The sequence below is a fragment of the Candidatus Bathyarchaeota archaeon genome, assembly GCA_030739585.1.
Classification (GTDB): Archaea; Thermoproteota; Bathyarchaeia; order TCS64; family TCS64.
Genome location: JASLYX010000002.1, coordinates 1 through 12,362 on the forward strand (window position 1 = coordinate 1; position 12,362 = coordinate 12,362).

At 50.8% G+C, this 12,362-nt stretch carries 13 protein-coding genes and 1 pseudogene; 5 read left to right on the forward strand and 9 right to left on the reverse strand.

The window, feature by feature from the left end; all coding sequences use genetic code 11:
- Nucleotides 1–8: 8 nt before the first annotated feature.
- Both QGG23_02255 and QGG23_02260 read right to left on the reverse strand, forming a co-directional pair.
- Nucleotides 9–701, reverse strand: coding sequence for a hypothetical protein (locus tag QGG23_02255; protein MDP6048259.1), 693 nt, complete (start codon nt 699–701; stop codon nt 9–11).
- Between the two features lie 114 nt (nt 702–815).
- On the reverse strand, nt 816–2,045 hold the full coding sequence (locus QGG23_02260) for an MFS transporter (GenBank protein MDP6048260.1): 1,230 nt from the start codon (nt 2,043–2,045) through the stop codon (nt 816–818).
- Between the two features lie 254 nt (nt 2,046–2,299).
- Between QGG23_02260 and QGG23_02265 the strand changes: the two genes are divergently transcribed.
- From QGG23_02265 to QGG23_02285, 5 genes and pseudogenes are all read left to right on the forward strand, one after another.
- Nucleotides 2,300–3,430 carry an ArgE/DapE family deacylase gene (locus QGG23_02265; protein ID MDP6048261.1) on the forward strand — a complete coding sequence of 377 codons (1,131 nt, stop codon included), beginning with the start codon at nt 2,300–2,302 and terminating at the stop codon, nt 3,428–3,430.
- 59 nt (nt 3,431–3,489) lie between these two features.
- Entirely contained in the window at nt 3,490–3,768 is a 279-nt protein-coding gene (locus QGG23_02270) for a hypothetical protein (protein MDP6048262.1), read from the forward strand.
- 21 nt (nt 3,769–3,789) lie between these two features.
- Nucleotides 3,790–3,990 (forward strand): annotated as a pseudogene (locus tag QGG23_02275) (thiamine pyrophosphate-binding protein).
- Between the two features lie 68 nt (nt 3,991–4,058).
- Complete coding sequence (locus tag QGG23_02280; GenBank protein ID MDP6048263.1) at nt 4,059–5,048, forward strand: thiamine pyrophosphate-dependent enzyme; 990 nt, start codon at nt 4,059–4,061, stop codon at nt 5,046–5,048.
- A gap of 220 nt (nt 5,049–5,268) precedes the next feature.
- Nucleotides 5,269–6,111 carry a prephenate dehydrogenase/arogenate dehydrogenase family protein gene (locus QGG23_02285; protein ID MDP6048264.1) on the forward strand — a complete coding sequence of 281 codons (843 nt, stop codon included), beginning with the start codon at nt 5,269–5,271 and terminating at the stop codon, nt 6,109–6,111.
- Nucleotides 6,112–6,150: 39 nt separating this feature from the next.
- Here QGG23_02285 and QGG23_02290 read toward each other — a convergent pair whose 3' ends face one another.
- From QGG23_02290 to trpD, 7 genes are all read right to left on the reverse strand, one after another.
- Nucleotides 6,151–6,420: a TIGR04076 family protein gene (locus tag QGG23_02290; protein ID MDP6048265.1), complete on the reverse strand. Its 270-nt coding sequence runs from the start codon at nt 6,418–6,420 to the stop codon at nt 6,151–6,153.
- Nucleotides 6,421–6,433: 13 nt separating this feature from the next.
- Nucleotides 6,434–7,816, reverse strand: coding sequence for a TrpB-like pyridoxal phosphate-dependent enzyme (locus QGG23_02295; protein MDP6048266.1), 1,383 nt, complete (start codon nt 7,814–7,816; stop codon nt 6,434–6,436).
- 91 nt (nt 7,817–7,907) lie between these two features.
- Nucleotides 7,908–8,729, reverse strand: a complete 822-nt coding sequence (gene trpA, locus QGG23_02300) for a tryptophan synthase subunit alpha (protein ID MDP6048267.1) — start codon at nt 8,727–8,729, stop codon at nt 7,908–7,910.
- Nucleotides 8,719–9,891, reverse strand: a complete 1,173-nt coding sequence (trpB, locus tag QGG23_02305; protein ID MDP6048268.1) for a tryptophan synthase subunit beta — start codon at nt 9,889–9,891, stop codon at nt 8,719–8,721. The genes trpA and trpB overlap by 11 nt, the downstream gene beginning before the upstream one ends.
- Nucleotides 9,888–10,535 (reverse strand): phosphoribosylanthranilate isomerase, encoded by a 648-nt coding sequence (locus tag QGG23_02310; GenBank protein ID MDP6048269.1) that lies wholly within the window; start codon nt 10,533–10,535, stop codon nt 9,888–9,890. The genes trpB and QGG23_02310 overlap by 4 nt, the downstream gene beginning before the upstream one ends.
- Complete coding sequence (locus QGG23_02315; GenBank protein ID MDP6048270.1) at nt 10,532–11,308, reverse strand: indole-3-glycerol-phosphate synthase; 777 nt, start codon at nt 11,306–11,308, stop codon at nt 10,532–10,534. Before QGG23_02315 ends, QGG23_02310 begins: the two co-directional genes overlap by 4 nt.
- Nucleotides 11,301–12,362 (reverse strand): anthranilate phosphoribosyltransferase, encoded by a 1,062-nt coding sequence (gene trpD, locus QGG23_02320; GenBank protein MDP6048271.1) that lies wholly within the window; start codon nt 12,360–12,362, stop codon nt 11,301–11,303. The genes QGG23_02315 and trpD overlap by 8 nt, the downstream gene beginning before the upstream one ends.

Sequence of the window (12,362 nt, forward strand, 5' to 3'; positions counted from 1 at the left end):
CAACCCCCCTAGGAGCGTGAAAAATCACTTGTACCATCAACTCGGCTTCCCTCCGCATCCCCTCTTCTATACCTATCGTAGATGTCGATGAAGGTTAAATTTAGTATTTGGCCGAAGGCAGCTGCTAGGATACCCCCCACAATGGGGACTCTTTCCAGTACCAAGTAGCCTATGATGGTCACGAGCAGTATTACAATGATGTCCCTCAAGTCCTTGCCGAGGACTCTGAAGGTTTGGTTAAGCGCGTCGCCGATACCCGTCTCGTCAACGACGATTATCACCATCAAGAGTATCGCGATGGGTGTGAGGACTATGGTTAAATAGAATATTCCTGCGATAATAGATGCCACGAAGAATGTCCCAATTCTCCCCGTGGCGTAACTGAAACTGCTTCCCAGATCCAACGGCTCGTTCATATAAAGGTCGCGGGACATATCTATCGCCATAAAGTTTAATATTAAGAGCACGACAAGTCCGAAAATCGAGACTATTAACCCGCCGCTCTCCCAGAACTGCATCGTGCTTGAGATGAGTCCCCCTATAATGACCGGGAGGAAGACCATAGGGTTAGCCATAGCCATATTGAAACTCCAAAATAGATGGTCGCTAGCCCTCGCATTTTTTCCTCCTCTGGCTGAACCTCCTCCGGGCTCCATTATACGTTCCCCACAACTAGGGCAGAAGGCGAGGCCTTCATCCATCTTAACTCCACATTTTTGACAGAAAGACCCGCTATTCATCGCTAGATAAAGAAGAGGACACAGGGTTAAGCCTTCCTCCTCGGACCATGGTCTTGCACAGAGGCGTAGAGTCTTTTATTCTACTTGTTGCAGTCTTACACCCGTCTCTGGGACTTTCCAACGAAGAAGGGGCATTCTCAGCATTAGATCTATGAGGAATGGGATGAGGAAGATCAGATAGGAGTAGCTCCCTCGGTAGAGGAACCCGCTAATGAGGGGTGCCGGTATCCTGATAATGCTGCTGAAGGTGTTCGTGATTCCAAGCCATCTCCCTCTCTGGTTGGGAGGCACGAGCTCCAATGCGATGGTGTCGTAGGCTGTTGAGCTGAGCCCGATCCCCCTGAAGAACCAGGCAAGGACCAGCCATGAGGGGCTGGGAGCCAGGACCGTCATGATCATCCAGATGTACAGGGCGGGCCTGATGAGAAAAGTAGCGAACTTTCTCCCTCTTTTATCTGCAATCTCATTAATCGGGAGTGAGAAGATGATTGTGGCTAGGATGGATACCGTTGTCATGATTCCCAGGGTGAGCGCGTTAGCCCCTTTTATCTTGGCTGCATAGAGGAACGTGAATGGCTCCATCATCCCCCATACCATGGACCCAAGTCCACTCACAATCAGCCAGGTCTTAAGCCCTTTCCCCTCAGAAAGAATCTCTCTAAAGTCTTGGAAAACAGACCTTTTATCAGATCTAGGATGAGGAGGTACATCGTCAAGTCTCCTGTAGATATAGGCGTATAGAATCGCTAGTCCAACTGCCTTTAAGTAGAAGAGGGGGCGGATGCCCTCGACGTTTAGCCCACCGAAGTACCCCACGATGAGAGCGGCGGGGATGGGTGCGATGATCCCTACCGTTTGGCCAAAGATCTGCCTAAGTCCAAAGCCGGTGGCCCGGTCCCCGTCCTTAAGGGCGTTTGACATAATTATAGTTTGGCTGCGGAACATCAGAGCCATCGTGAAAGGATCTAAGGCCATGGAAATGAGGATCCATGTCCAGTCTCTAGCTGATGCCATGAGGGCACTCATGATGATCTGGATTAGCATCCCAACCCCCATCACCTTCTTCAGGTTGTAGTTATCGGAGAGCCAACCTGAGGGGAGAGAGATGATCATGTTCACCGTGGCGCTGATGCTTCGGATCCCGCCCAGAGTGATGGCATTCGCGCCCAGACCAGTAGTGTAAATAGAGAAATAGTTCCTCGTGAGGTTCATTAGGAAGTTTGATCCTGCGCTTCTCACCAGGATCATCCGGTAGTTGTGGCTTTGCTTCTTGATGAAGCCTCGCACTTCATTTAATTTTACCAACCACACTCACCTTAAGTTGAAGACTCCTCAGGGATTCCTTATTTAAGACTCTCTCGTTGATTAAGGTTCTTTTATCTGGGCAGGGGTTACCCTCTTTCTGTTTGAGAGCCAGTGGAACCTCGTGTTTTTTTTGATATAGCCTGATGGTATTCTGGACAAACTAACTTTGTGTAAGGTCTTAATAGCCTCTGAGATCGTGACCAAAAGGGGTGACACATGGATGAGTTCACGACCTAGTTGATGCCTATGAGACCATAGATCTTCTAAAAGACCTCGTAAGGATCAACTCGGTCAACCCTAGTCTTGTTCCAGGTGCTCCTGGAGAAGCGGAGATAGCTGGATACATAGGGAAATACCTGCAAGACCTCGGCATGGAGACACATATAACAGAGATAAAGCCGGGTAGAGTGAACGCCGTTGGCGTCCTCAAGGCTGAGGGCGAGGGCCCCGTTCTAATGCTCAATGGACACACAGACACCGTGGGAATAGAGTACATGGAGATCGATCCTCTAGACCCTGTAATCAAGGAGGGGAGGCTTTACGGAAGGGGGACTAACGACATGAAGGGAGGTCTCGCAGCGATTCTCACCGCTACAAAGGCTCTCGTGAATTCAGGTAAGGAGTTCCGAGGCGATCTGATCGTCGCGGCAGTCTGTGACGAAGAGTTCGCAAGCATCGGTACTGAGGCCCTCATGAAGGAAGTCGACATCGACGCTGTGATCGTCTGCGAGCCCACCGAGTTCCAGATCCTCGTTGCTCACAAGGGATTCGCGTGGATTGATATTGAGACTCGTGGGATCTCTGCCCACGGGAGCGCTTGGCAGATCGGTGTGGATGCCATTGCAAAGATGGGGAAGGTCCAAGTGGGCCTTGATAGCTTCCAAGAGGAATCGCTGATGAAACGCTCTCACAGACTGGTGGGGCCCCCCTCAGTCCACTCCTCTATCATCGTCGGGGGAAGAGAGTTAAGCACTTATCCCGATCGCTGCAATCTCAAAGTAGAGAGAAGACTCATCCCTGGGGAGACAAAGGAAGATGTCGAAACCGAGCTGGAAAGCCTTTTGACTTCTATCAGCGATATCGATCCAAAGTTTGACGGGAGTTATGAGATCACCTTTTTCAGGGGTCCCCTCGAGGTTTCCACTGACTCCGAGATATGTAGGGTACTCATCGAGTGTTCCCAGGAGGTAAGAGGGGAGACCCCTCACTTCGTTGGAGGTTCAGGTTGGATGGACACCCAGATCATTGCAAAAAAAGGAGCCTTCGCTGTGGCCTTCGGTCCAGTAGGCTCAGGGTCCCACGCGGCGGTGGAATATGTTGATATTGACTCTGTTGTCAATACTGCTAGGGTTCTGGAGCGGGTGGTTCACAGGTTCTGCGGCTGAAGCATTCTTTATAACCGGATTTTTTTCCTAGGGTGGGACTTAGCCTAGGGGGTATCCTTTTGAAAGCCGAAGCCGTAAACGGCCTGGTCAAGATACTTAAGGCGGAAGTATTAACGGAAGTATGCACTTTTCCTACCAACATTTTCACTAATGCATGCTGCGAGGAGGGGATCCCCAACTTCATGGTCCGAGATGAGTGCTATGCCGTGGCGGATGCCGATGCCTTTTTCCATGTATCCAACGGGAAGCGTTTCGGTGTCTGCTCTGTGATGGAAGGTCTCAACCTAGCTGGCACACAGATGGCGTACGGTGCCCTTGCCCAGGCGTACGAGGACTAGTCGGCCCTTCTCTGTCTCACCGATGGGGTACCCGACGATTCACTAGGGATGCCCAGATATAGTATTAATGACGCGTTCCAGAGCGTCACCAAATGGAGCGGATACATCAACGCAGCTAAAAGGGTCCCGGAGTTCATGAGACGAGCCTTTACAAGCCTCAAGAACTGGCTCCCCGGCCCAGTACTCCTTCAGCTTCCTCGGGCCTGGGGAAATATGACATAGAGGAATTCCCCTACTCCCGGTCAAGAGTTGGAAGACTATGACCCGATCCCAAAGACGTTGAATTTGCCATCAGGACATTTCACTCCTCAGAGAGACCCCTCATCATCGCAGGCCAGGGGACCTTCTACGCTGATGCATGTCAAGAACTCCTTAGCTTCGCAGAGCTGGCAAAAGCCCCTGTCCTCACTACCTTGAATGCAAAGAGCTGCTTCCCCGAGGACCATCCTCTATTCATTTGTGTCCGGGGGGATCCCGCCGAATATTTCATTAAAAGATCCAATCTTGTTCTCGCCATCGGTTGTGGTCTCTCGCCCTCGCTCTTCAGCCAGGGTATTTCAAGCGCGTCGGCGAAGAAGATCATCCATTACGTTGTTGAGGAGTCTAATATTAACCGAATATATCCAACAGAGCATGCCGTGGTTGGGGATACAAAGCTCGTACTTTGGCAGCTAATCGTGGAGCTTGATAGACGGGGGGCTCTCAAGAGGAAGGATATTACAAATGAGATCGAGGCAGTCAAGAGAACGAAGGCGGAGAAATATGACTCCTTAATGGAGTCTGGAGAGCCCCCCGTTAATCCTTACCGGGTTTATGCTGAGATCATGGCCTCTCTAGACCGGAAGAACCGCTTCGTTACACACGAGTCTGGAAATACCCGGGACCAACTCAGTACTGTCTATGAAGCCATTATCCCCTACGGATTCATGGGCTGGGGAAACGTTTCCACTCTTGGCTTTAGCCTTGGGGTCGCAATGGGGGCCAAGCTCGCGATGCCTGGACGCGAGATAGTTAGCGTAAATGGGGACGCCGGCTTTAGCTACCAGGTAGGCAACTATGAAGCGGTGGTCAGTAGCAGGTTGGGGATCACAACGGGTCATATTAACAACTCAGGATACAGCCCTGTCTTTTGGGGCAATGGTCACTCTCCCTACACCTCAGAGGTTACCCCTTTTGATATCGTTAACACCTCCAGAGTTGTAGAAGGTTTGGGGATCCACTCAGAGCGGATTGAAGACCCTGATGAGGTCGCCCCAGCGTTGGGGAGCGCTTTGAAGTAGAACGCTACAGGGAATCCGGCGTTTATTGAAGTTCTCTGTTCCATGTACCCGGTCTACGGTGGATGGTTAAGAGCGTGACTTTGTAGCCTCAGAAGCAAGTACCCCCCTTTTTCTCCTAGTCCCCCTTGAATGGGTATGTAAACCTAACGAGAAGCATTAAATAAACCCCGTTTCACTATTTGGTTCCATCTAAGGGGGATCGGGATGATAACAACCATTCTTGGAGCCGGAAAAATGGGTGAGTGTTTTTACCAGGCTCCTAACGGAACAGGGTCATACAATTAAACTGTACGATGTCAAACCGAGAAAAGCAAAAGCCTTGGCGGAGCGTTACCGCTTAGAGCATTCGACCTCACTTCCTGAGGCGGTATCCGGTGTGGACCTCGTTTTAATCTGTGCAACGACTGAAACAGTGCCCGGGCTTGTAACTGATGTAGAGCCCCCTAAAGGATCTGATACTATCATCAGCGAGATAGCCTCGTTTAAGATGAAAACGATACCAGCTTTAAAAAAATCCGGGGGAATCCGACCTCTCTCAGTTCACCCCATGTTCGGACCTGATATAGACACATTCAAAGGGGAGACTTTCGCGGTCGTCAGCGTCAACGATTCCCTGAAGGAAATGGAGATGGCCAGAATGCTTTTTCCAGGGGCGAAACTTATCCCTTTGACCCCAAAGGTCCATGATCGATGCATGGCCTCCATTCTGTCCCTCCCTTATTTCATGAACCTCGCTTTCGCCTGCGCGTTAACGGAAGGGGATCTCCAACTCATGAAGGAGCTAGCTGGCCCCACCTTCAAGATCCAGATGTCTGTAACCCAGTCCATCGTAGGGGAGTCGCCAGAACTCATCCACTCCCTAGTTAATGATAACGTGTTCTCGTGGGCGTTATTCCAGAAATTCATTAAGGAGACCCAACATCTCGCCACGCTTTTCGAATCCGGGCCCAAAAGCGTAGCCCCTCTCGTCGGAGATCTAAGGGACTTCTTTGGGGGAGACGTCAAACTAAAATCTGCCAGGGCCTTAAGGAACCTGATGTTAGAATCATTGAAAAAAAATTAGCGGTGTAATTCATCGTTCCCGAAGGGAATGTAGCTCACCTTAGAGAGGTTCTATGGGAATTATTTCCATGATCACGTTTCCTTGGGGGTCCGGGCAGTGGACCTCCCAGGTCGTTGACATCCAGTCCCCGGGTTCATCGATCTTCCTCTGTTTGGCCGGCAGGAGGGGGAGGATGGCGTTAAGGGCCCAATAGCAGAAGTGGCCATCTGGGATGCTTATCTGTCCTCCTCTGACGATGAAGTAGTCCCCCATCTCGATGGTGTCACAGTGTCCCTGGATATCCTTGACCACTATCTTTAGATCCTGCATCAGCACATCTCCGTCATTTATTCAGGCCTGGGTACATCATCTTAACCCTATTAACGCTCTGATCGATCCGTTCCTGGGACATCGAGAAGGGCTTTAGATTCCCGGCAAGGTAATCATCGTAGGCCTTCATATCAAAGTAGCCGTGGCCGCAGAGCAGGAACAAGAGCGTCTTCTCCTCTCCGGTCTCCTTGCAGCGGAGAGCCTCGTCTATGGTGGCCTTAATGGCATGGGCGGGTTCTGGTGCAGGGATTATCCCCTCCGTCTGGGTGAACAACTTGGCGGCCTCGAAGGTCTCTATTTGATTATAGGCCTTGGCTTTGATAACTCCCTCATTTGCCATAAGGCTGAGGCTTGGGGCCATGCCGTGGTACCTAAGCCCCCCGGCGTGGATGGGATCCGGAACGAAGTCATGGCCAAGAGTATGCATCAGTACTAACGGGATCATCTGCCCCGTGTCGCCGTGGTCGTACATGTACTTCCCAGCTGTTATACTTGGGCAAGCTGTGGATTCTACAGCGGTAAACTTAACATCCTTAGGTGCAATCCCTTTAACCTTATCCAAGTAGAAGGGCTCCATGATCCCAGCGAAGCTGCTTCCCCCCCCAACACAACCGATGATCTGATCTGGGTAGTCCTCAGCCATAGCCATTTGCTCCTGAGCCTCAAGGCCAATGACAGTCTGATGCATCAACACATGATTTAGTACACTGCCGAGGCTGTATTTTGCTCCCTCGTCTTTAACGCAGGCCTCAACGGCCTCGCTAATAGCCATTCCCAGGCTCCCTGTGCTATCTGGGTTCTCCGCCAGGAATTTCTTTCCAATATCTGTGCGATTGCTGGGACTAGGGTGAACGTTTGCTCCGAAAAGTTCCATCATGTTTCGTCTGTAAGGTTTTTGATCATAGCTGATACGGACCATATAGACCTCGACATCAATATTGAAGCATGATCCGGCAAAAGCAAGGGAGGACCCCCATTGACCTGCTCCCGTCTCGGTGGTTAGCCTCTCGACTCCCTCTTTCATGTTGTAAAAGGCCTGGGCGATTGCCGTGTTGGGCTTATGGCTCCCTGTTGGGCTGACCCCCTCGTATTTGTAGTAGATCTTGGCGGGGGTCTTTAGCGCTTTTTCGAGGCCCCTAGCCCTGTACATGGGCGTTGGCCTATAGAGACGATAGATATCCCGTACCTCTTCAGGTATCTGCACATATCTATCCTGGCTGACCTCTTGTCTGATTAGCTCATTCGGGAATAGCGCCTGTAGCATCTTTGGATCTACTGGCTCTTTGGTCGCTGGATTCAGAATGGGCTTCAACGGAGCAGGAAGATCAGGTAGAACACAGTACCATTTTTTTGGTATTCGATCCTCTGTCAGGAGGATCTTCTTACTAGATCCGATTGACACATCGCTTTCTCCTTTTTATTAAATATGGTTTTCTTCACGTTATTACTTTAAATAATTACCGTCTTTGGGTTTGAAATCATATACTCTATCCTTTTCTAGGGTAACCGTTAATGCATCCTTTCTTTATTCGTATGGAAAGCTCCGCCACTTCTTCGAGGGTAGCTTCAGGCATCCTGGTTCTTTTCTCGTATATCTTAGCGAAGACGCTTCCAGCGATGACACCGTCAGCACCCGCAGCCATGAGAGCCTTTGCTTGATCGCCCCTCGATATGCCAAAACCGGCCATAAGCGGGATTTCAGTGTACCTTCGCACTCTCTTGATGAGCTTCAGGGTTGATCTGCTGACGGAATCCCTGGCTCCCGTGACCCCCTCGACGTTCATGACGTAGAGGAATCCGGAGGCTTTTTCCGAAATACGCCTAAGTCTGGACTCAGTCGTGGTAGGAGCTACTTGAAGAATCACATGTATCCCCTTCTTTCCTCCCTCTTCCAACATCTCCTCTGCTTCTTCAAAGGGGAGATTGGGGACGATGACTCCTTGGGCCCCTGCTGACCCTATTTCCTCCAAGAATTTACCGACGCCCATATTGTAGGGAATGTTATAATAGGTCGTAACTATGATTGGTTGCTTTATTCCTGCTTCCCTCAGCTGTTGTATTCCCAGTATGCACTTTGAGGGAGTGGTTCCCATAGCAAGGGATCTCTCGCAAGCAGCTTGGAATGTAGGCCCATCGGCCGTGGGATCTGAAAAAGGTATACCCAACTCGATGAGGTCAGCTCCATTGTCAGCGAGAGTCTTTATCAACTGCTGAGAGAAAAGAGGAGTCGGGTCTCCATAATAGACGTGCGGCATGAACGCACCTTCGCTACGATCTCTGAGTCTTGACAGCGTTCCCTCAAGTTCCATAAATATGCCTCATAATTGTGTCAATATCCTTGTCGCCCCGTCCCGAGTAATTCAAGATTATAGCAGCATCATTCTCGAACTCCTCTTTATGCTTCATCATATAAGCCACGGCGTGGGCAGTCTCGAGGGCGGGGATCATCCCCTCCATCTTAGCCATCGTCACGACGGCATCAAAAACGTCGACATCAAAGGAATAGCCTGCCTTAACCCGGCCTATCTCACAGAGATGGGATATTTCAGGGCCCCTAGCAGGATAGTTCAGACCGGCCGATCTGGTCTTTGATGGCATCACCTGTCCCTGCTCGTCTTGGAGGACCTGCATAAGGGCGCCGTGGATGATTCCCGGCCTCCCTAACTGGAAGGCTGCTGCGCTGTTTTCCGCCCCAAGCCCTTCTCCGCCCCCTTCAATGAAGTAGAGTCTGACCCCCTTGTCCCCAGTGAAAGCCTTGAACATTCCCAAGGCGTTACTCCCTCCGCTCCCTGCTGCGATGACCGCATCGGGAAGCTCCTTTTCCTTTTCAAGAAACTGCTGCTTGGATTCCTTCCCGATGACGGATTGGAAATCCGCCACAATCAAGGGAAAGGGGTGAGGCCCTACAGTGGACCCCATCAGGTAGAGGGTGTCCCCGGAACATGACGCCCACTCTCTCAAAGTATCCGAGACTGCGTCCTTCAATACACCGTTACCTATATCTACGGGGACAATCTCTGCCCCGAGGAGCTTCATTATCCTCACGTTACTGGCTTGTCGCCTGATGTCCTTCACACCCATGAAGACCTGAACCTCCAAGCCACATACTTTCGCGGCCATAATGGTGGCGATCCCGTGTTGCCCTGCGGCTGTCTCGGTGATTACCCTTCTCTTCCCCATCTTCTTGGCAAGCAGAGCTTGGCCAAGGGTATTGTTGAGTTTGTGGGAGCCGCCACTGACAAGATCTTCCCTCTTCAGGTAGACCCTGCAGCCGACTTCTTCGCTCAACCTCTCGGCGTGATAGAGGGGGGTCGGCCTCCCCCCGTAGTCTTTCAGGAGCTTTTGATACTCTTCTTGGAATTCGGTGTTCGGGATTATCCGTTCGTAAGCTTCCTCCAGCTCTATTAAGGCGGGCATAAGGATTTCGCTTACATATTGTCCCCCATATCTCCCGTATCTTCCCTTCCTCATAGTTCGATCTCCTTTACTTTTCCAATAAACGACGCGATCTTTTCATGGTCTTTGATTCCGGGGCTCGATTCAACCCCTGTACTGACATCTACCGCATAGGGTCTTACTGTCTGGATAGCTTCCCAAATGTTTATTGGGGTTAGCCCTCCAGCCAGTATGAGCCTCTCTGGGCCTATGTTTTCTCTAATCTTTTTGCCAATCCACCAGTCATTAGTGATTCCGGTTCCTCCGTGTTTTCCGGGGATGAATGTATCCAGCAGAACCGCATCAAATCCCCATGCTTCTTCCGCAGCTTTCAACACCCTTCCCGGCTCTGATCTAATACCTTTTATCAGAGTGGCTCCTGGGATCGCCTGCCTAATCTCCGCAACCTTAGGAACGCCTTTCCCGTGTATTTGGAGAATATCCGGCCTGACTCTATCATATGTCTCTGTGAGGTCGCTAAGAGTGTTAGGAACCATCACTAGGACGCTAGAGGTGAACACAGGGACCTGCCTTACGAGACTCGCCGCCTTTTCGGGAGAGAGATTTCGCTTGGACGTGGGGACACCAACGACGAATCCTATAGCGTCTGCTCCAGCACCTATAGCTGCAACTAGGTCCTCGTCCCGGGTGATTCCACAGATCTTAATTCTGATCTTCAAGCTTTGACGAACCTCTTTACAGTTTCCCTTATATCCCTAGTCTGCATCAATGCCGAGCCAATGAGGAAAGCCCGGGCGCCGGTTTCCTTCAGGCGAAGAAGGTCTTGCGGAGTCTTGACGCCACTTTCGCTTACTATTATTTTATCTTCTGGATGGATGCTCTCAAGGATCCTCTCAGTCACTCCAAGGTCTACCTCTAGAGTCTTTAGGTTTCTATTGTTTATCCCGATCATATCCGCGTCGCTTTGCAGAGCTCTCCTAAACTCCTTTTCCGTGTGGGTTTCTAAGAGTACTTCTAGACCCTTTTCGTGGGCCAAGGAAATCATCTCATCGAGCCCATATGCGCTATGCCCTCTTTCGAAGAGGGCTTTTATGAGTAGAATCACATCTGCTTGTGTACTGGAAGCGGCCTCAATCTGCTCTGTATCAATGATAATGTCCTTCATCAGAATGGGTACCTGAACCGCCCCTCTGACTTTACGTATCGAATTTAATTCCCCATTAAAATGGATCGGCTCTGTGAGCACGGAGATCCCGGTAGCCCCTCCGTTAACCATCTCCAGCGCCATTTCTGCGGGATTGATATCGGTCCTTATTAAGCCTAGAGAGGGGGAGGTCTTTTTAATCTCTGAGATGACGGCATTCGTCTGGCATTTCTCAATGGTATCCTTCAGGCTTAGTCCGGAGTGGCGAGTCTTGTGGTCAACCTGGTAGTAACCTTTTGATACCGTTTTTTTTGCATCAGCTGCAAGGATATCTAAAAAATCACCCATACCTGTCCTCGAGCTCCTCAAGCCTAGATATATCTCCGCCAGATGTCTTCACAAGAGTCTTGAGCTTATTGTAAGCCCCTCCACTCCCGATCGCCTCCCGGGCCACTTCCATCCCGCTCATAAAGTCATCCGCCTTCCCGCCGATGACTATCCCCGCCGCGCCGTTCACCAATACGATCTCTGTCTTAGGATCTTTAGACCCCTCGAGATCATTGAGTATCCTGTATGTGAGCTCGGCGTTCTCATCTGGACCTGCTCCCCTAATCTCTTCCGAACTAACCTGCTTCACTCCAAAGTCCCCGGGCATCGCCTCGAAGGTCCTAATCTCTTGGTCCCTCAGCCAGGAGATCTTTGTGGCTCCTACAGTTGAGATCTCGTCCAAGCTGTCGAGACCGTGGACCACCATAGCTTCCTCACTCCCCAAGCGTTCTAGGACCTTTGCAAGGGGTTCAGTAAGAGCCGGGTCGTAGACGCCAATAAGCTGTGCTGATGCTCCAGCCGGGTTGGTGAGGGGGCCTAGGATGTTGAAGACAGTTCTGAGGCCTAGCTCCTTCCTAGGCCCAATTGCGTGTTTCATCGCAGGGTGAAAAGCTGGTGCAAACATGAAGCCTATACCCACCTCCTCTATTGACCTTTTAACCTCATCCGGGCCTAAGGCGAGGTTGAGCCCTAGCCTCTGGAGTACGTCCGCGCTACCACATAGGCTTGTGACCGAACGGTTTCCATGCTTCGCGATTTTCACACCAGCCCCTGAAGCGACAAATGCTGCGGTGGTGCTGATGTTGAACGTGTCCATCTTGTCCCCACCTGTGCCACAGGTATCTACCAAGCGTCCGTTAACTTTGGGGCTAATCTTATGACAATACTTCCTCATGGCTGAGGCGAAGGCGGATATCTCCGCTATAGTCTCTTCCTTCATCCTAAGCGCTGTTAGGAATGATCCTATCTGGGAATCCGTTGCCTTCCCTGACATGATCTCTTCCATGGTTTCCTTAGCCTCCTCGAAGGAGAGACTTTGTTTCTCAACCAATTTTCCGATTGTTTTCCTGATCAC

Excerpts from the sequence above, each read along its gene's own strand:
- QGG23_02290 (MDP6048265.1), bottom strand. The coding sequence starts at position 6,420 with ATGCAGGATCTAAAGATAGTGGTCAAGGATATCCAGGGACACTGTGAC.
- QGG23_02315 (MDP6048270.1), bottom strand. The coding sequence starts at position 11,308 with ATGGGTGATTTTTTAGATATCCTTGCAGCTGATGCAAAAAAAACGGTA.
- trpA (MDP6048267.1), bottom strand. The coding sequence starts at position 8,729 with ATGGAACTTGAGGGAACGCTGTCAAGACTCAGAGATCGTAGCGAAGGT.
- QGG23_02255 (MDP6048259.1), bottom strand. The coding sequence starts at position 701 with ATGGATGAAGGCCTCGCCTTCTGCCCTAGTTGTGGGGAACGTATAATG.
- trpB (MDP6048268.1), bottom strand. The coding sequence starts at position 9,891 with ATGAGGAAGGGAAGATACGGGAGATATGGGGGACAATATGTAAGCGAA.